At 62.1% G+C, this 19602-nt stretch carries 17 protein-coding genes and 1 tRNA gene; 11 read left to right on the top strand and 7 right to left on the bottom strand.

Annotation, left to right across the window (positions count from 1 at the left end; genetic code table 11):
- Positions 1–7 precede the first annotated feature (7 nt).
- Entirely contained in the window at positions 8–1015 is a 1008-nt protein-coding gene (locus ACZ5TH_RS03825) for a GNAT family N-acetyltransferase (RefSeq protein ID WP_464794667.1), read from the top strand.
- Positions 1016–1044: 29 nt separating this feature from the next.
- Positions 1045–1335, top strand: coding sequence for a phosphopantetheine-binding protein (locus tag ACZ5TH_RS03820; protein ID WP_464772198.1), 291 nt, complete (start codon positions 1045–1047; stop codon positions 1333–1335).
- Positions 1336–1512: 177 nt separating this feature from the next.
- Here the strand turns inward: ACZ5TH_RS03820 and trxB are convergent, their stop codons facing one another.
- The 5 genes from trxB to ACZ5TH_RS03795 form a co-directional block, all read right to left on the bottom strand.
- A complete protein-coding gene (trxB, locus tag ACZ5TH_RS03815; protein WP_464794666.1) occupies positions 1513–2475 on the bottom strand; it encodes a thioredoxin-disulfide reductase in 963 nt (320 codons plus the stop codon).
- Between the two features lie 128 nt (positions 2476–2603).
- Positions 2604–3341 (bottom strand): proteasome-type protease, encoded by a 738-nt coding sequence (locus tag ACZ5TH_RS03810; RefSeq protein WP_460987892.1) that lies wholly within the window; start codon positions 3339–3341, stop codon positions 2604–2606.
- Positions 3342–3365: 24 nt separating this feature from the next.
- Complete coding sequence (locus ACZ5TH_RS03805) at positions 3366–4238, bottom strand: transglutaminase family protein (protein ID WP_464794665.1); 873 nt, start codon at positions 4236–4238, stop codon at positions 3366–3368.
- Positions 4239–4254: 16 nt separating this feature from the next.
- Positions 4255–5187 carry an alpha-E domain-containing protein gene (locus tag ACZ5TH_RS03800; protein ID WP_464794664.1) on the bottom strand — a complete coding sequence of 311 codons (933 nt, stop codon included), beginning with the start codon at positions 5185–5187 and terminating at the stop codon, positions 4255–4257.
- 127 nt (positions 5188–5314) lie between these two features.
- Entirely contained in the window at positions 5315–6724 is a 1410-nt protein-coding gene (locus ACZ5TH_RS03795; protein ID WP_464794663.1) for a circularly permuted type 2 ATP-grasp protein, read from the bottom strand.
- Positions 6725–6954: 230 nt separating this feature from the next.
- Here ACZ5TH_RS03795 and ACZ5TH_RS03790 point away from each other — a divergent pair.
- The 3 genes from ACZ5TH_RS03790 (at position 6955) to ACZ5TH_RS03780 (ending at position 8238) form a co-directional block, all read left to right on the top strand.
- A tRNA-Met gene (locus tag ACZ5TH_RS03790) sits at positions 6955–7031 on the top strand.
- Between the two features lie 146 nt (positions 7032–7177).
- Positions 7178–7732 carry a hypothetical protein gene (locus ACZ5TH_RS03785; RefSeq protein ID WP_464794662.1) on the top strand — a complete coding sequence of 185 codons (555 nt, stop codon included), beginning with the start codon at positions 7178–7180 and terminating at the stop codon, positions 7730–7732.
- 74 nt (positions 7733–7806) lie between these two features.
- A complete protein-coding gene (locus ACZ5TH_RS03780; protein ID WP_460987888.1) occupies positions 7807–8238 on the top strand; it encodes a universal stress protein in 432 nt (143 codons plus the stop codon).
- Between the two features lie 57 nt (positions 8239–8295).
- Here ACZ5TH_RS03780 and ACZ5TH_RS03775 read toward each other — a convergent pair whose 3' ends face one another.
- A complete protein-coding gene (locus ACZ5TH_RS03775) occupies positions 8296–10194 on the bottom strand; it encodes a potassium transporter Kup (protein WP_464794661.1) in 1899 nt (632 codons plus the stop codon).
- A 188-nt stretch (positions 10195–10382) separates the two neighbouring features.
- Between ACZ5TH_RS03775 and ACZ5TH_RS03770 the strand changes: the two genes are divergently transcribed.
- The 4 genes from ACZ5TH_RS03770 (at position 10383) to ACZ5TH_RS03755 (ending at position 14788) form a co-directional block, all read left to right on the top strand.
- A complete protein-coding gene (locus ACZ5TH_RS03770) occupies positions 10383–11609 on the top strand; it encodes an NAD(P)/FAD-dependent oxidoreductase (protein ID WP_464794660.1) in 1227 nt (408 codons plus the stop codon).
- A 141-nt stretch (positions 11610–11750) separates the two neighbouring features.
- The gene (locus ACZ5TH_RS03765) at positions 11751–12428 is read left to right on the top strand and encodes a head GIN domain-containing protein (protein ID WP_464794659.1); all 678 of its coding nucleotides are present in this window, start codon (positions 11751–11753) and stop codon (positions 12426–12428) included.
- Between the two features lie 238 nt (positions 12429–12666).
- Positions 12667–13941 carry an ammonium transporter gene (locus ACZ5TH_RS03760; RefSeq protein WP_464794658.1) on the top strand — a complete coding sequence of 425 codons (1275 nt, stop codon included), beginning with the start codon at positions 12667–12669 and terminating at the stop codon, positions 13939–13941.
- A gap of 4 nt (positions 13942–13945) precedes the next feature.
- Complete coding sequence (locus ACZ5TH_RS03755) at positions 13946–14788, top strand: glycosyltransferase family 2 protein (RefSeq protein WP_464795050.1); 843 nt, start codon at positions 13946–13948, stop codon at positions 14786–14788.
- On the opposite strand, the gene ACZ5TH_RS03750 is transcribed toward ACZ5TH_RS03755, so the two are convergent.
- On the bottom strand, positions 14785–16116 hold the full coding sequence (locus ACZ5TH_RS03750; RefSeq protein WP_464794657.1) for an MFS transporter: 1332 nt from the start codon (positions 16114–16116) through the stop codon (positions 14785–14787). The two genes, ACZ5TH_RS03755 and ACZ5TH_RS03750, sit on opposite strands and share 4 nt — an antisense overlap.
- Positions 16117–16282: 166 nt before the next feature.
- Here ACZ5TH_RS03750 and cyoA point away from each other — a divergent pair, with 166 nt between their 5' ends.
- Both cyoA and cyoB read left to right on the top strand, forming a co-directional pair.
- Positions 16283–17425 carry a ubiquinol oxidase subunit II gene (cyoA, locus tag ACZ5TH_RS03745; protein ID WP_464795049.1) on the top strand — a complete coding sequence of 381 codons (1143 nt, stop codon included), beginning with the start codon at positions 16283–16285 and terminating at the stop codon, positions 17423–17425.
- Between the two features lie 156 nt (positions 17426–17581).
- Positions 17582–19600 carry a cytochrome o ubiquinol oxidase subunit I gene (gene cyoB, locus ACZ5TH_RS03740; RefSeq protein ID WP_464794656.1) on the top strand — a complete coding sequence of 673 codons (2019 nt, stop codon included), beginning with the start codon at positions 17582–17584 and terminating at the stop codon, positions 19598–19600.
- Positions 19601–19602 lie beyond the last annotated feature (2 nt).

Raw genomic sequence — 19602 nt, 5'->3', positions numbered from 1 at the left:
TAATGATTTGCTGGTCACAAGGGAATACAGCACGATCGCAGATGCCCGGCAGGCGCTGGGCGGACGGATGGATCGCGCCTCGACACCTTCCCTGTTCGATCGCATCGACTGGTTCGAACCGCTGCACGAACATTGCTTCAACAACCAAAAAGTCCGCGTCCTTCAGGCGATCGAGGGACAGGTCGAAGCATGGCTGTTCCTGCTGTCGCCCTCTCCCGAACGGCAGAGCGCGCTCGCCAACTGGTACAGCTTCGCCTGGTCGCCGATATATCTCGGCGATCCTGATGAACCGATGCGTCACCGGCTGGCAGAGATACTCGCCGCCGAACTATTCAAGACCGGCCGCCACATCGACTTTTATCCGGTAGGCGATACGGCGGAAATGCTCCTCGATGCCTTCCGGCGTAGCGGCTGGTTCGGCGTACGCCGGCCCATGGGTGGACGCCATATGCTCGCCCTGCACGGCCGTGACTTCGCCGCCTATTGGGCGGATCGGCCAACCCGCCTGCGCAATCAGGTCCAGCGCAAGGCCCGATCCAGCCGTTTCACCATCGAGATTCGCGATCAGGTCGATGACGCGCTGTGGCACGACTATGTGACGGTACATGCGAGCAGTTGGAAGCAGCCCGAGCCCGGCCTCTCCTTCCTGCGCGCGCTGGCAGAGCGAGAGGCCGCCGCCGGAACCCTACGGCTCGGCTTCGCGCGCCTCAACGGCCAGCCAGTGGCGACCCAGCTTTGGACCGTCGAAAATGACGTCGCCCTCATCCACAAGCTCGCACATGATCGCGCTTTCGACGGCGCTTCTCCAGGCACGTTGCTCAGCCACGCGATGTTCGCCCATGCCATAGACACCGACAAGGTCAGCGTGATCGACTACGGCACCGGCGACAATCCCTACAAGGCGGAATGGATGGAGCAGCGGCAAACGCTCCACCGTCTCGACTTCTTCAATCCACGATTTGCCTCGACATGGATTCCCGCCGCGCGAACCGCGATTTCCGCCCTTGTGGGCTGAAGGCGGAACGATTAGGTAAGCCCCCCATCATGCGGGCGAAAACCTCTATGCCGGTCGACCGGACAAGCGACATGTCAAACGCGATGCGCGATCTGCTTCGCGATGTGCTGGCCCTGTCGCAGGAACGCGTCGATGCGTTCGATGCCGACACGCCCCTGTTCGGCGCTCTGCCTGAACTGGACTCCATGGCCGTAGCCACGCTGCTGACGGAAATGGAAGACCGCCTCGACATCCTGATCGAGGATGACGATATTGACGGCGAAACCTTCGAGACCTTCGGCACGCTAGTCGCTTTTGCGCGGACGAAGATAGAGGCCTGAGCGCTTCCCCAGTCTATCAGACACCTAATCCCCGTTCGGGCTGAGCCTGTCGAAGCCCTTCACTTCACTTAAAAGAAATAAAAGCCCTTCGACAAGCTCGGGGCGAACGGAGGGTAGCGAAGCTCCCCCTCACCCAGCAAAGCGAGGCACGCAACGCGCACCCCGCTCCACGCTTTCTCACTCAGCCGCCATCGCCTCGAAATCCGCCTCGGCCAGGAACTTCTCCACGTCCAGCGCCGCCATGCAGCCCATACCCGCCGCCGTCACCGCCTGCCGATAAATCTTGTCGCTGACGTCACCCGCCGCGAACACCCCCGGAACAGAGGTCCGCGTCGTACCCGGTTCCACGATCAAATAGCCCTCATCCATCGGCAGCTTGCCCGCGAACAGCTCGGTGGCAGGCTGATGCCCGATCGCCACGAACGCCCCGTCCGTCTCGATATGCGAAGCCTTGCCCGTGACCGTATCGACCAGATCGACGCCAACCAGCCCTTCGGGATTGCCGCCGCCCACAAACCGCTCGATCTTCTGGTTCCACAGCACCTTGATGTTCGGATGCGCAAACAGCCGCTGCTGCAAGATCTTCTCCGCCCGCAGCGAATCACGGCGATGGATCAGCGTGACGTCATGGCTATGGTTGGTGAGGTACAGCGCCTCCTCGACAGCGGTATTCCCGCCACCGATCACCACCACCTTCTTGCCACGATAGAAAAAGCCATCGCAGGTTGCACAGGCGGAAACGCCCTTGCCCTGCAACAGCTGCTCGCCTTCCGTACCCAGCCATTTCGCCTGCGCGCCCGTCGCGATCACCAGAGAGTCGGCAAAATAGCGCGTCCCGCTATCGCCCGTCAGGCGAAAAGGCCGCTCCGACAAATCGACATCGACGATCTGATCATACATCATCTGCGCGCCGACATGCTCGGCCTGCGCCTGCATCTGCTCCATCAACCACGGCCCCTGGATCACGTCGCGAAAGCCCGGATAATTCTCGACGTCGGTCGTGATGGTCAGCTGCCCGCCCGGCTGCATGCCCTGCACCACGATCGGAGCCAGCCCCGCGCGCGCCCCATAAATGGCTGCGGACAGGCCAGCCGGCCCCGAACCGAGGATCAGCATGCGAGTGGAATGGGTAGCGGTCATCAGATTCCCCAGCTCTTTGGATTCGTTTGTCGGGATGAAATAGGCAGCAGCGCCGGGCGCGCAAGCCTGACTATCGCATGGAATTGCTTGGGCGCGGGCAAGCTACGCCTCCCCTGCCACTCCAACCGTCAGTCAATGACGTTGGGCAGGTCCTCAAACCCCTTGCGCAGCGCCGCCGACCAGCTGAGCGAAAGCAGCTGAAATTCCTCGTTATCGGCCTCGATACGGGTGCGGACACGGAAATCGAACTGGCCGCGCTCGATCACGGTCAGGTCCAGCGGCATGCCGACCGACAGGTTCGATCGCAACGTCGAATCCATCGACACCAGCACCGCCTTTGTCGCGTCCTCCAGACTCGTCTCGCGCTTGATGATCCGATCCAGAATCGGCTTGCCATATTTATGCTCACCAATCTGGAAGAAGGGCGTGTCCTCCGTCGCTTCGATGAAGTTGCCCGCCGAATAGATAAGGTAGAGGCGCGGCTTGCCCCCCCGCCGTTCCCCCGCGAGCAGGATGGAGGCATCCGCACCCGATCCCTGCATTTCGATGGTGCTGCGATAATGCTGCTGCATCTCGCACATCGCATCGCCCACCAGTTGCGCCGCGCGGTGCATCGTCGCGCAGTTCAGGATGCTTTCAACGTCCGGATCGACCTGCGAATCCTTGATCGCGCGGCCCAGCATCGTCTTGACGCCCTGCGTGATGGACAGGTTGCCCGAACACATGAGCACCAGCGACCGTTCGCCCGGCACGCTGTAGGTAAAGCTTTTCCGAAAGCGGGCAATATTATCCATGCCCGCATTGGTGCGAGTGTCCGACAGCATGACCAATCCCTGGTCCACGCGCACCGCCACACAATAGGTCATCGCCCACCGGGCTCCTATATCCGTTCAACCCTGCGGGATGGTAGGCTGAAGGCTTTGCTGTTGCTGCCGTTGCAGCTGCCTTTCTTCCACCCCGTCCTCCGCCTGCGCGATCCGGACGTCCGCGTCAATCCAGATATCGCCCGCCGCCGTCACGGACCCCCGGATGGGCGCCGCCGCATTGGCATCCAGGCCCGACGCCAGCCGCAGATAGCGTTCCGTCACACAAACCCGGTTCGACGGATCGAACCCGACCCAGCCCAGATCCGGCACACACGCCTCAACCCAGGCGTGGGTTTCATGCAGGGCAACGCCCCCCTCCGCCAGCAGATATCCCGTCACATATCGCGCCGGGATGCCGAGGGCGCGCGCGCCCGCAATGAATATCTGCGCATGGTCCTGACAAACTCCCGCCCCCAACGCGAAGGCCTCCGCCGCCGTGGTATCCGAAGACGTCACGCCACCCCGATAGGCTACAGCGTCGCTGACCGCCGCCGACAAGGCATGCAGCCGCGCCAGCGTCCCCCCATCATCCGGCAGGGAAAGCGCCATCTCCCGAATGGCGTCGGAAGTTCGGGTCAGCTGCGTTTCCCGCAGAAAATAGACGGAGGGCACCCGGCCCTCACCATTGCCCAGAACGCCGCTCGTCTCGCTCGTCTCCGCCAACCCTTCGGCAACGACCACCGCATTGTCCAGCCGGTCATGCCGTATCCAGACAGCCTCCATCTCGCCAAAGCTGTTGCGGCGGAACCCTTCGACCGGCTCGCCATTCACGCTGACCTGCCATTCGAGTATCTTCTGCGACGCGGTGTCGATCGGCATCAGCTTCAACCGCATCGCCACCCGGCCTGCCGTCGCGGCATAACGATAAGTCGTCTGATGGCGGACCAGCAGTTTCAAGGCGTGCGACGCTCCCTCATCCGAAATGATAGGTTTGGGCGATCTCCGCGCCCAATTGGTTGGTCATCTTCAATCCGCCCAACACGGTTTCATGCAGACCGACGCGGAAAATCTCTCCGCTGTCTAACTGTTCCAGATCGTTCACCATTTGCCGCACCGTCTCATGGCACGTGCCCCGCCCATTGTGCCAACCCGCCAGCCGATTGAGCCGATAGGCAAGCTGTTCATAGCAATAGGCCACACTGCGCGGGAAAAGCCGGTTCAGCATCAGGAAATCGGTGATCTGCCAGGGCGTATAAGTGCCGCCATAGACATGATGATAGGCCCGTGCTCCAGACAGAGCGTAGAGCACCGACGTCCACTGATAATGATCGCGGTTGCCCCCGATCACCTCGGTTTCTGGCAGCAATACATAATATTTAACGTCCAACAGCCGCAACGTCATCTGCGCCCGCTCCAGCGCCGACCCGGCCCGCAGGAAGTCATGCCCTTCATTGCGCAACTGCCCGGAATGCGCCGCACCCCGGAACGTCATGACCCGCGTCTTCACCCAATCGATCAGCGCCGGAAGCTGCTGCCGCGCTTCCCCCACATCATAGCTGTCCAGCTTGCGCCAACCTTCGTTCAACGCCTCCCACATGTCCTGGGTCAACATCGTGCGCGCCGACTTGGCATTGGCACGCGCCTTCAGCAGGCAGGACCGGATGGAACTGGAATTATCCGGGTCCAGCATCAGATAGGATATGGCGTCCCTCTCGGCCACCTGTATGCCTTCGGGAAATAGGCCATCGACCCCGGCTGCCCGCACGACCGACCGCCATTCGTCGCGATGATGCGCCCCCGGCAGGATCGCCATGCGCTGTCCCATGGTAAGCAAACGAGCCGTAGCCTCCGCCCGCTCCATATAACGCGCCATCCAGTAGAGATTCTCGGCGGTCCGGCTCAGCATGGGCGCACCCACCTCCTCCCCGTCATCCCAGCGAAAGCTGGGATCTCAGGCGCAAGGGCACCACGCAGCCTCAAGAGATCCCAGCTTCCGCTGGGATGACGATGAAGAAAAGGGACGCGCACCTCCATCAGTCCTGCAACACCCATGTGTCCTTCACCCCACCCCCCTGACTGGAGTTCACCACCAACGACCCTTCGGTCAGCGCAACCCGCGTCAGCCCGCCCGGCACCAGCCTGATCTGCTTGCCCACCAGACAATAGGGCCGGAAATCCGCATGCCGACCCACCACCGAAGCCGGACCAAGAGTAGGCACCGTCGAAAGGTCCAGCGTCGGCTGCGCGATAAACTCGCCCGGATTGGCCCTGATCCGCTCCGCATAAGCGGCGATTTCCGCACTGGTGGACTTGGGACCGATCAGCATCCCATAGCCGCCCGACCCATGAACCTCCTTCGCCACCAGTTCGTGCAGATGCTCCAGCACATAGGCGCATTCGTCCGGCTTCCCGCACTGCCATGTCTGGATATTGCCCAGGATCGGCTGCTCACCCAGGTAAAATCGGATCATCTCCGGAACGTAGATATAGACCGCCTTGTCATCCGCGATCCCCGCGCCCGGCGCCGAAGCCAGCGTCACCCCGCCATTGCGATACACGTTGAAGATGCCGGGAATGCCCAGCAGGCTATCGGGCCGGAACACCAGCGGATCAAGATATTCGTCATCGATCCGGCGATAGATGACATCGACCTGCCTGGGGCCAAGCGTCGTCTTCATCCACACCCGATCCTCATCGACGAACAGGTCCGCGGGCTCCACCAGCTCCACGCCCATCAGGTCGGCCAGGAAGCTATGTTCATAATAGGCGCTGTTGAGCGATCCCGGCGTCAGCAGCACGACCACAGGATCACCCTTGCACGAGGGCGGCGCGACTTCCTTCAGGCTCTTGAGCAACTCGGCAGGATAATCATCGACCGGCGCCACCAGCCCCTGTGCGAACAGTTCGGGGAACATGCGCGTCATGATCTCGCGATTTTCCAGCATGTAGGACACGCCCGACGGCGTGCGGCAATTATCCTCCAGCACCTCAAATCGCGCAGGCCCGGTGCGGACAATGTCGATCCCGACGATATGGCTGTACACCTTCCCCGGCGGGGTAAAGTCCGCCATCTCGGCAAGATAGGCGCTGTTTTGGTAGATGATGTCGGCGGGCATGATCCCCGCCTTCACAATCTCTCCCCGATGATAGACATCATGCAGAAACGCGTTCAACGCCCGTGCCCGCTGCCGGATGCCCCGGTCCAGCACCCGCCATTCCTGCGCGGTGAATATACGCGGCAACAGATCGAACGGAATCAATCGCTCCGGATCGCCGCCCTCGCCATAGACCGCAAAAGTAATGCCGATCCGCCTGAAGATCGCTTCCGCTTCATCCAACCTGCGGTTGAGCCCCGCGATGCCCGTCCGTTCCACCCAATTCTGCACTTCGGCATAGCAAGGCCGTATCGAACCATCCGGCTCAAACATTTCGTGGAAGGGCAAAGCGTCGATCCTCCCTCGGGCAGAGCCCGGTTGTGCATTGCAACATTAGTGCAACGTGACGGAACGATTGCAAGCGCAAAAAGGCCGCCGACCAAGATTTCCCCGCGCACGATGTCCGGCGACCTGCCCTGAAGAGAATTTGCACAGCCGTCGCCAAACCCCGTTGACCCCACAAGTCGCTCTGCCTATAGCGCGCGCACCGCAGGGCGACTGCCCGGCGCAGCCCATGGGGCGGAGTAGCTCAGCTGGTTAGAGCAGCGGAATCATAATCCGCGTGTCGGGGGTTCAAGTCCCTCCTCCGCTACCAAAGTTTATTCCATGTTTCTTAGCAGCATTATGCCCGACACCTGCCGTTTTCGCGGCTAGCGTGGTTCCGTTTTCTCCGGCTGAATAGTTAACCGCATTGCGTGCGCGCCATGCAGAGCCGATTGTAGCGCCATGCCCAACGCTCCCATGTTTGACGATGACGATCGAAAAATTGCTGCGCTCGATCAGCATTTTTTTCAATCGTCCGCGATGATCCGCCTAGAATCGATTAGCAATTTTGCTCAATCGCTATGGAAATCACTGATGATCGTTAATGGGGGCGCCATAGTTGCCCTCTTTACCCTGCTTGGAAATAGCGATTTGGCGGCGGATAGGTATTGGCTTTGGTGGGCGTTCTTCATGTTCGCCATCGGGCTCGGAGCCACCCTCTTCTCAAACCTGACCGCCTATGTCACTCAGTCAGCTTACTGGCAGCAAGACATTTCCGGAGCTTGGAATGCACAGGAGCAAATGCACGGCAGATCTCTTAAGTGGGAGAAGGACGTAAACCGCAGTTCAGCCATCGGAAATGTTTTTGAATGGACGGCTTTAGTAAGCGCGATCATCGGCCTTGCCGCCTTTTTAGGTGGCTCTTGGTGTGCTCTGACCGCCGTGATCCCTGCGAGTAACTCTTCACCTAGCGTTAAACCGGCATCGGACCTTGGTCACCGCGTCGATGCAGCGGACTGCCGTCCCGTCTGAAACTCTTTGTTACAGACGCTACACCTTTCGGCTCGCCCCTCCTGATAGAAGTTATGGTCAAGAAAGGAGAGACCATGGCTTTTTCATCTATATTGGTCGCTATCGACATCCATGATCCTGATCACGCAAAGTCCGCGCTGGAAGCAGCAGCAGCGCTTTCCGCAGGCGGCGCGAAAGTGCATATCCTTTATGTGCGATACTTTCTGCCAGTGAATTATGAAGGCGCGATCACCGTCGACTTCGACACGCAGGAGATCACAGAGGCCCAGCGACAAGTCGACGAATGGAAAGCCGAGTTCGGCCTGACCCATGCCACTTTCGCATCCCATCGCGGCCGAGTGCGCGATGAAGTTCTGGATGAAGCGCAGCGGGTGGGCGCCGACCTCATCATTATCGGATCACATCAACCGTCGCTCTCATCCCGCGTGCTGGGCTCCAACGCCGCCGCGATCGTCCGCAATTCGCCGATCAGCGTGCTCATCGCTCGTCAGAAAGAGATCGGCTAACTAATGCCCCGCCAGCCTATGGCTTGCCCGCCATCAGCAATCGGCGTGATCGCTAGATCAGATTTCCAGCTGCGACCCCAGTTCGACCACCCGATTGGTCGGCAGCTTGAAAAACGCCATCGGGCTTTCCGCATTGCGCACCATCCAGGCGAACAGCCTCTCGCGCCAAATGGCCATGCCGGGCCGGGATGACGGCACCAGCGTCTCGCGGCTGAGGAAATAGCTGGTGTCGGCAACGCCAATCGGCCCGCCGCAGTCGCGTACCGCCTTCATCGCCGCAGGCACATCGACATTTTCCATGAAGCCGTGACGCAGGATCAGGCGATAGAACCCCGCGCCATGATCTTCGGCGCTGGTGCGGCCGTCATAGGGCAAATGCGGCACATCTTCCGCGCGCACGGTCAGGATGATGTTGCGCTCATGCAGGATGCGGTTGTGCTTGACGTTGTGGAGCAGGGCCGGCGGAACACCCTCCGTCGTTGAGGATAGGAAGATCGCCGTACCCGGCACCCGCTTCAACGACGCTCCGGCCGACTTGATGAACAAGTCGAGGTCCATCGCATCTTCGCGCAGACGGTTACGCATGATCCGTCGCCCAGAAGCCCAGGTCGTCAGCACCAGGAAAGCTATGGCCGCGACCAGCAGCGGGAACCATCCGCCATCCGGGATCTTCGTCGCGTTCGACAGGAAATATGCGCCATCGATGATCAGGAACAGGCCCGTCACCATGCCCGCGACGAACGGGTTCCAGCGCCAGACGCTGAACATCAACGCCCCCATCATGCAGGTGGTGATGACCATCGTGCCAGTGACCGCAATGCCATAGGCCGCCGCCAAATTGCTCGAACTGCCAAAGCCCAGCACCAGCATGATGACCAGCACTAGCAGCGTCCAGTTGATCAGCGGCATATATATCTGCCCCGCCGCCGATGCGCTGGTATGCAGGATGCGCAGGCGCGGCAGGAAACCCAGCTGCACCGCCTGCCGCGTCACGGAAAAGGCGCCGGATATGACCGCCTGGCTCGCGATCACCGTTGCCAAGGTCGCCAGGATCACCAGCGGCAGCCTCGCCCATTCGGGGGCAAGCAGGAAGAACGGATTTTGCGCCGCCGCTGGCTCATCGAGCAGCAACGCCCCCTGCCCCAGATAATTGAGCATCAGGCACGGCAGCGCCGCGTAAAGCCACGCGATGCTGATCGCCTTGCGCCCGAAATGCCCCATATCGGCATAAAGCGCCTCCGCCCCCGTCACCGCCAGCACTACCGATCCCAAAGCAAGAAACGCCAGTTTGGGGTCGATCAGGAAGAAGCGCAGCGCCCACCAAGGATTGACGATGGCGAAGATCTCCGGGTGCCGCCATATATTGGTGACGCCCAGAATTGCGAGCGCCAGGAAATAGACCACCATGATCGGGCCGAACAGCGCACCGACTCGCGCCGTGCCGATGCTCTGGATCACGAACAGGGCGATCAGGATCACGATCGCGATCGGCAGCACCAACGGCGTCAGCCCGGCCTGCACCACCGTCAGCCCCTCTACCGCCGAGAGGACGGATACCGCCGGCGTGATGATCGCATCGCCATAAAAGAGCGCGGTGGCAAGCACGCCCAGCGCCGCGACCGTCGGTGTCCAGCGCGTTTCGCCCATCCGCCGCCCGATCAGCGCCAGCAGCGCCATGCTGCCGCCCTCGCCATTATTGTCGGCTCGCAGGATGATGAACACATATTTGACCGTGACAACCATGGTCATGGTCCAGAAGATCAACGACAGCACGCCATAGATATGGGCCGGGTCAACCGTCAGCGGATGGTGGCCGACAAAGCTTTCCTTCAGCGCATAGAGTGGAGAGGTCCCGATGTCCCCAAACACTACCCCCAACGCGCCGAGCGCGAGGCCGTGTAGCGGACCATGCGCTGCATGGCTCCCCCCGCTAACCGGCAAATCCTTGTCAGCCATAAGGCAGAAAACCCCCAACTTTGGCGAGCGCCTATGCCACAGTCAGGGATGGCAGCGCCATGGGGGACAGGCGGCCATCCGCTATTTTATATTTTGCCCCGCTAACTTCAAAAGTCCCCCTACCCCTTGTCAGTCCGGGGAAAGCGCGCCAAGGACGGCAGCAACTTGGACTGAGGGGATGCTGGCCGATGAGCCATTATGACGTTCTGATCGTAGGCGCGGGCCATGCAGGCGCGCAGGCGGCCATTTCGCTTCGTCAACTCGGCTTTGAAGGGTCCGTCGCCATGATCGGTGACGAAAAATACCCGCCCTATGAGCGCCCGCCGCTGTCGAAGGAATATTTCGCGGGCGACAAGAGCTTCGATCGCATCCTCATCCGCCCCGCCGCCTTTTGGGAAGAGCGCAAGATCGACATGCTGCTCGGCCACCGGGTGAAGGCTGTCGATCCGGAAAGCCAGACCGTCACCGTCGGCAACGAGCATATCTCCTACGGCAAGCTCATCTGGTGCACGGGCGGCAGCCCGCGCATGCTGACCTGCGACGGCGCCGACGCGCCCAACGTCCATGCCGTCCGCCGCCGCGATGATGTCGACGCCATGATGGCGAAGATGGACCAGATCAATCATGTCGTCGTGATCGGCGGCGGCTATATCGGGCTGGAAGCAGCCGCCGTCCTGACGAAGTTCGGCAAGAAGGTTGTTCTGCTCGAAGCGCTCGACCGCGTCCTCGCCCGCGTCGCTGGGGAAGAACTCTCCCGCTTCTACGAAGCCGAACATCGCGCCCATGGCGTCGATCTGCGCACCGGTGCCAAGATGGACTGCATCGAGGTGCAGAACGGCAAGGCGACCGCCGTGCTGATGCAGGATGGCGAGCGGATCGAAACCGACATGGTGATCGTCGGCATCGGCATCATCCCCGAAACCGGCCCGCTGATCGCAGCGGGCGCTGTTGGCGGCAATGGCGTCGATGTCGATGAATATTGCCGCACCAGCCTGCCCAACATCTATGCTGTCGGCGACTGCGCATCCCACGCCAACCGCTTCGCGCGCGGCGCCCAGCTGCGCCTTGAGTCAGTGCAGAACGCCAATGATCAGGCAAAAACGGCCATCGCTCACATCATGGGCAAGGAAGAAGCCTATGACGCCGTGCCCTGGTTCTGGTCCAACCAATATGATCTGAAGCTCCAGACCGTGGGCCTTTCGATCGGCCATGACCACACCATCCTGCGCGGCGATCCGGCAACCCGCAGCTTCTCAGTCCTATATCTGAAGGCCGGAAAGCTCATCGCGCTCGATTGCGTCAATGCAGTGAAGGACTATGTGCAGGGCCGCGCCCACGTCCTTTCCGGCGCACTGCTTGATCAGGCGCAGCTGGCCGATTCCTCGGTCCCGCTGAAGGAAGTCGGCCTCGCCTGACGAAGCCCCTCTTTGCGGCGTCTGATCAACTTGATCGCGTGGGAATTTGCCGCCTCAAGGCACGACGCTATCAACTTTGTCGAAAGCGTTTTGCGGTAGGGCGGCACCATGACAGGTCGATCGCGAAAGCCCCTCCACCTCATGATAGTAGCCGCTTCGCTGCTACCGTTACCGGCCATGGCTGCAACGCGCGGCTATACCATCACCAGCTTCGACGCCATCCGGGTCGATGCGCCGGTGGAGGTGATCATCACCACCGGCGCTGGCGCTTCCGCCAAAGTCGATGGCGATCAATCCCTGATCGAACGGCTGCACATTGATGTGTCGGGGCGCTTGCTGACCATCAGGATGGACCGCGCCCAACCCGGCGAGAAAAGCGGCGGCCGTGCCACCGTCCGGCTCTCGACCGGCACGCTTGAAAGGCTGGTGCTGACCGGCGGCGGCTCCATCTCGGTCAGCCGTATGAAGGGTTTGCGCGGAGAGATCGTGCTTGGCGGCAATGGCGACGTCAGTGTCGCGGCGGTTGACCTCGATCAACTCAGCCTCGGCCTCGCCGGCGCAGGCCGCGCAACGCTGGCCGGGAGAGCCGCAATAGCAACAGTGCGCGTAAATGGTCCGGGCGCCGTAGCTGCCGATGGCCTGCGCGTCCGCCAGGCAACGGTCAGCAATGACGGCCCCGGCAATGTCGCCCTGACCGCAGACGTGACCGCCAAGATATCGGCATCAGGCTCGGGTGACGTCACCATCGTCGGCAAGGCCGCCTGCCAGGTCGAAAATCGCGGCACGGGCCGCATCTCCTGCGGTGGCGAAGCCTATTAGCGGGCGTAATATAAATCACACTCCCTCCCCAACCGTTCGCCCTGAGCCTGTCGAAGGGCCTTACTTCCTTTTAGAAAGGAGAGGGCTTCGACAAGCTCAGCCCGAACGGGATTGAGTGATTCCAGCAAACGCAGAGCGCTAGACCTGTCACCCCCCACAACCCCACCCCAACTAACCTTATCAAAGTGTTTACCGCCACCCCATAGACCATAGGGCACCAGACATATCGGATCGTCCCATGTTCGCTCGTGCCCTCCTCCTCTTCCTCTTCATGGCCTCGCCCCAAACGGCAGAAGCACAGGTAGCGGTGGCCGTCCCGGACAGCGGAGACACGGCCTGGATGATCCTCTGCGCCCTCCTCATACTGCTCGCCGGGCTTCCGGGCCTGCTCCTGCGCCACGCGGGCCTCGTCAATGTACGAAGCGCGCTCTCGGCAAGCACCCAGCTTCTGACGGTCGCGGCGGGCGCATCGCTCGCCTGGGCCATCGCGGGCTATAGCCTCAGCTTCGCACCGGGCAGCGCATGGCTCGGCGGCGGCGCAAATCTTCTGCTCGCCAACCTCGGCTCCCTCAAGGCTGGGCTGACCGTTCCCGAATCCGCCTTCGTTCTGTTCCAGATGGCCTTGGCACTCTTTGCCGTATGCCTCCTCCCCGGCGCCACGGCGGGACGCGCGCGCTTCGGCTGGATGGCGGCCCTTGCCCCGCTCTGGCTGCTGATCGTCTATGCCCCGCTGGTTCATGGCATCTGGGGCGGCGGCTGGCTTGCAGCGCTCGGCGTCATCGACTTTTCCGGCGGCCTCGTCATGCACATGAGCGCAGGCTTTTCAGCGCTCGCACTTTCCCTGATCCTCGGCCGCCGCCCCCGGCATGCCGCCACGAGCCACGCACCTGTACTCAGCCTCGCGGGTGGCGCATTGATCTGGGTCGGCTGGGCGGGCATTTCCGGCGGCTGGGCTCTTGGCGCCACCGACAATGCCGCCACGGCCATCCTCAACACGCATTTCGCGGCCTGCGCGGGCGCGCTCGCATGGGCGCTGTCGGATCGCGCCGCGACGGGCCGCGTAAGCGCCACCGGCATCATGTCGGGCGCGGTCGCTGGCTTGGCCGCCATATCCGCCTCCGCCGCCCTTTCGGGTCCCGGAGGGGCGATGCTCATCGGCCTTGTCGCCGCGCTTCTCTGCCGCATCGCAAAGGCAACCTTCGGGCGCGGCGTCGATGATCCAGCGTCGGTGTTCCTGCTGCATGGGCTCGGCGGCCTGATCGGCGCTCTGCTGTTGCCCCTCTTCGTTCAGCCTTTCCTTGGCGGCGTCGGTTTCGAAGGCGACATCAGCCTCATAGCGGCCATGCTGAGCCAATTGGCCGGTGTCATCGCCGTCGCCCTCTGGTCAATGGCGGGAACCTCTATCGTCGCGCTGCTGCTATCGGCCGTACTGCCCATGCGTCTAACGGCAGAGGAAGCGGCAGAGGGCCTTGATCAGGTCGACCATGGCCAACAAGGCTGGGACTTCCGCTGACATCATGAGCATCGCCGTCGGCATCTTCGCCCATCAGGAGGAGCGGCGGATCGCCACCTGCCTCGCCTCGCTCCCGCTGGACCGGGCGGACACCGTCTATCATGTCCTCGTCAATGGCTCGACCGACGCCTCCGCCTCCCGCGCCCGCGACATCACAGCCGGACGCGCCAATGTCCGCGTGCATGACATCGCCCAGGGCGGCAAATCGCGAACATGGAACCACCTGATCCATGATCTGCTGGACGGAACCGACGAAGCCGTCATCCTCCTCGACGGCGACGCCCAGATCGCCCCCGGCTCCATCGACGCGTTGGTGGCAGCGGTAGGAGGCGACGGGATCAACGCGGCGGCGGGCATGCCGCTAAATGGCCGCATGGCCGCGCATTACCGCCACCTTCTGTCAACAGACGGCGGTCTCTTCGGCGATCTTTACGCACTGTCCGGCCATTTCGTGAACCGCATCCGCGCGCGGGCCTTGCGCCTGCCCAACGATCTGATCGGTGACGACGGCCTCGTCGCGGCCTGGGCTCATACCGATCTGCAAACCGACACCGCATGGCAGCGTGAGCGTGTCGCGCCATGCGAAGAGGCAGGCTTCCTCTGCGAACCCGTCCGCCTCACCAACCCTGCAAGCTGGCGCATGCAATATCGCCGGATGACCAACTATTCGCTGCGCTTCTTCCAGAACCGCATCGTGTCCGACATCATGGGGCGCGATGGCCCTGGAGGCCTGCCGTCCGAACTGCGCGACCTTTACGCCGCGTGGCTCCCGCGTCTTTCACCCCGGCCCGGCCCAACCGGCTGGTTCGACCGAAAGGCGCTCACGCGGATGCGGCAGGCGGCCTAACGATCCTTGCCTGCCAGTTCCTTGTTGATGAACAGCGCAAGCCCGGTGACGATCGCGCCCGACAACAGGTAAACCCCCGACGCCGCCAGTCCGAACGTGACCGATAACGCCAGCGCCACCAGCGGCGCGAACCCAGCGCCCACCAGCCAGGCAAGGTCCGACGTCAGCGCAGACCCCGTATAGCGCGTCGCCGTCGAGAAATTCGACGCCACCACGCCCGAAGACTGCCCAAAGCTCAACCCCAGCAGCATGAACCCCAGGATCATGAACGCGATCTCGGCCAGTTCCCCGCCATTGAGCAGCAACGGCGCAGCAATGCTGAAAATCCCGATCCCCAGCGCCGACCAGGCAAGCAGCTTACGCCGCCCCACCATGTCCGCAACAAATCCGGACACAACGATCGCCAGCACGCCAACGCTCGCCCCGATCGCCTCGATCACCAGGAAGCGCTCCAGTGGCTGTTTCGTATAAAGCGCGATCCACGACAGCGGGAACACCGACACCATGTGAAACAGCGCAAAGCTCGCCAGCGGAGCGAACGCGCCGATAACGATATTCCGCCCCTCCATCCGCACCGTCTCGATAACCGGCGAAGGCTGCAACTCACGCGCCTCGAACAGCCGTTCAAACTCATGCGTCACCACGATCCGCAACCGCGCGAACAGCGCCACCACATTGATCGCGAACGCCACGAAGAAGGGATAGCGCCAGCCCCAATCAAGGAAGTCGGCCCGCGACAGATTGAACAGGAAGAATGCGAACAACCCGCTGGCCACCACCAGCGCCAGCGGCGCGCCCAGCTGCGGCATCATCGCATACCAGCCGCGCTTTTCCTGCGGCGCGTTGAGCGACAGCAGCGACGCGAGCCCGTCCCACGTCCCGCCCAGCGCAATCCCCTGCCCCGCCCGCAGAGCCGCCAGCAGCACCGCCGACCAGATACCAACCGTCTCATAACCCGGCAGGAACGCGATAAACGCAGTCGATCCGCCCAGCAAAAACAGCGCGATAGTAAGCTTCACGCCCCGCCCATAAGCCCGATCCACCGCCATAAAGATGAACGACCCGATCGGCCGCGTCACAAACGCCAGCGCGAAGATGGCAAAGGACCAAAGCGTCCCCGCCAGCGGGCTCAAAAAGGGAAAGACATGCGCCGGAAACACGATGCACGACGCGATCGCATAGACGAAGAAATCGAAAAATTCCGACGTCCGCCCGATGATGACTCCAATGGCGATCTCGCCCGGCGCAACCTTATGGTCCCGCGCCGTCACAAGGCGTGCGTCCCGCTCCATCTGCGTGGAGGATGGCGTAGTGGTCGCGGCGTTCATCGGTCTGGACTGGCCTTCATGCTGCGGGAACGATCCATGCCAAACATCGTTGCAGCATAGCGAATCGCACCGGTGGTCGAAAGGCCATTGCCCTATTTTGCGCCTGCGAGGGGATAGGACAAAAGGTCCAATGTCGATCGCCACGCCACCCCCTTATGCGGGCTTCATGACCGCACGCCCTCGCCCTTTTCCCCGAGCTTTTCTGCGCCGACTCGCCCCCTTGCTGCTGCTGCCGCTCGGCGCATGCAACTGGGTGGTCATGTCCCCCGCGGGGGATGTCGCAGTGCAGCAGCGTGACCTGATCGTCATTTCGACCCTGCTCATGCTGCTGATCATCCTGCCCGTCATGGCGACGACGATCTGGTTCGCCTGGCGCTACCGGGAAAAGGCGCAGGCGAAGGATTATGATCCCGATTGGGACCATTCGACCAGCCTTGAACTGCTGATCTGGTCCGCCCCACTGTTGATCATCATCGCATTGGGCGCCATCACCTGGACCAGCACCCACCTGCTCGACCCCTATCGCCCGATCGAGCGCATCGATGCCGCGCGCAAGGTCGAGCCCGCCACCAAGCGCCTTCAGGTCGAAGTCGTCGCGCTCGACTGGAAATGGCTGTTCATCTACCCCGAACTCGGCATCGCCACGGTGAATGAACTCGCCGCGCCGGTCGATCAGCCGATCGAGTTCAAAATCACGTCCTCGACGCTGATGAACAGCTTCTTCGTGCCCGCGCTTGCAGGCCAGATCTACGCCATGCCCGGCATGCAGACGGTCCTCCACGCCGTCGCCAACAAGCCCGGCACTTTCGAAGGCTTCTCCGCCAACTATTCGGGCGCAGGCTTCTCCCACATGCGCTTCCGTTTCAAGGCGATGGATCAGGCCGGGTTCGACCGCTGGGTCGCGCAGGTCAAAGCTAGCAACGCCAAGCTCGACCGCGCCACCTATGTGAAGCTGGAGCAACCGAGCGAAAAAGTACCGCCCATGTATTTCGCAGGCGTCGAGCCAAAGCTGTTCCACGCCGCGCTCAACATGTGCGCCCAGCCCGGCAAGCGCTGCATGGATGAGGTCATGATGACCGACATGATGGGCGGTGGCGGCAAGGAGTCGGCGCGCGACACCGAAGGCCTGCGCCATGACGGCACTATCGATGTCGGTGGCTTTCATCCGGTCGAGCCGGGCAAGAAGGGCGAGATCGCGCAGCCTTCCGGCATGACGCCAGCGGCGGAACGCACCCCCGCCGCGCAGGGCCATGAGGCTCCGGGGCAGAAGGATGCCGACGGGCATGCGGACATGCATCATGGGCATTGAGCACCTCATATCACCCCTCCCCTTCAGGGGAGGGGACGGGGGTGGGGGCTCTCCCCAAGCGCCGCTCCAAGCGGCCAATCCCCACCCCAACCCCTCCCCTGAAGGGGAGGGGCTCATTCGCCTTTCACACCCCTCCCTCCCAAGGCCCTGACCCCCATGTCCCCTCATCCCGCATCCGAAAATAGCGGCATCTGGAAACTGATCTTCGGCCGCCTCGACTGGAGCGCCGTCCCGTTCCACGAGCCGATCGTCATGGGCACCTTCGTGGCGGTCGTCATCGGCGGCGCCGCGGTCCTTGGCCTCGTCACCAAATATCGCCTCTGGGGCATGCTGTGGCGCGACTGGTTCACCACCGTGGATCACAAGCGCATCGGCATCATGTACATGATCCTGGGCCTCATCATGTTCCTGCGCGGATTCGCCGATGCGCTCATGATGCGCCTGCAACAGGCATGGGCCTTCAACGGCTCCGAAGGCTATCTGAACGCGCATCATTATGACCAGATATTCACGGCGCACGGCGTCATCATGATCTTCTTCGTGGCGATGCCGATGATCACCGGGATCATGAACTATATGGTCCCGCTGCAAATCGGCGCGCGCGACGTCAGCTTCCCGTTCCTCAACAATTTCAGCTTTTGGATGACGACGGCAGGCGCAGTCATCACCATGATGTCGCTGTTCGTGGGCGAATTCGCCCGCACCGGCTGGCTCGCCTATCCACCCCTGTCAGGCATCGCCTACAGTCCCGGAGTAGGCGTCGATTATTATATCTGGGGCCTCCAGATAGCAGGCATCGGCACGCTGTTATCCGGCGTCAACCTAATCGCGACCATCGTAAAGATGCGCGCGCCCGGCATGAGCATGATGAAGCTCCCCATCTTCGTCTGGACCTCGCTCTGCTCCAACATCCTGATCGTCGCCGCCTTCCCGGTGCTGACCGCCGTCCTCGCGCTGCTCAGCCTCGACCGCTATGTCGGCACGGCCTTCTTCACCAACGACATGGGCGGCAACCCCATGATGTATGTGAACCTCATCTGGATCTGGGGCCATCCGGAGGTTTACATCCTCATCCTGCCGCTGTTTGGCGTGTTCAGCGAAGTCACCTCGACCTTCTCGTCAAAGCGCCTCTTCGGCTACTCCTCGATGGTCTATGCGACGGTCGTCATCGCGATCCTGAGCTACCTCGTCTGGCTGCACCATTTCTTCACCATGGGATCGGGCGCCAGCGTCAACAGCTTCTTCGGCATCACGACGATGGTCATTTCCATCCCGACCGGGGCCAAGCTCTTCAACTGGCTCTTCACCATGTATCGCGGCCGCATCCGTTTCGAGCTGCCGATGATGTGGACGGTCGCCTTCATGCTGACCTTCACGGTCGGCGGCATGACCGGCGTGCTGCTCGCCGTGCCGCCCGCGGACTTCGTCCTGCACAACTCGCTATTCCTGATCGCGCACTTCCATAACGTGATCATCGGCGGCGTCCTGTTTGGCCTGTTCGCGGCGATCAACTATTGGTGGCCCAAGGCGTTCGGCTTCAAGCTGGACACAACATGGGGCAAGCGCAGCTTCTGGCTGTGGGTCGTCGGCTTCTGGGTCGCCTTCATGCCGCTCTATGTGCTGGGCCTCATGGGCGTCACCCGCCGCATGCGCGTCTTCGATGACCCAAGCCTGCAAATCTGGTTCCAGATCGCAGCTCTTGGCGCCCTCATGATCGCGGCCGGCATCGCCTGCATGCTGATCCAGTTCGCCGTCAGCATTATCAACCGCGACAAGCTGCGCGACACGACCGGCGACCCATGGGACGGCCGCACCCTCGAATGGGCAACCAGCTCGCCGCCGCCAGACTATAACTTCGCCTTCACCCCCGTCATCCATGACGGCGACGCATGGGCGGACATGAAGAAGCGCGGCTATCAGCGGCCTCTCTCGGGCTATGAAGCGATCCACATGCCCAGCAACACCGGCACCGGCGTCATCATCGCGGGCCTGTCCGTTGCCTTCGGCATCGGCATGATCTGGTACATGTGGTGGCTCGCGGGCCTCAGCTTCCTCGCCATCCTCGCGGTCACGATCGGCCACACTTTCAACTACAAGCGCGACTTCTACATCCCGAAAGATGTCGTCGAGCGCACCGAAGGCGAGCGCACGCGCAGCCTCGCGATGCAGGGCTAACA

It is taken from the genome of Sphingobium sp. TomTYG73 (genome assembly GCF_055394245.1).
The sequence above is the reverse complement of the archived record's forward strand: the minus strand, read 5'-3'. Positions and strand labels throughout refer to the sequence as shown.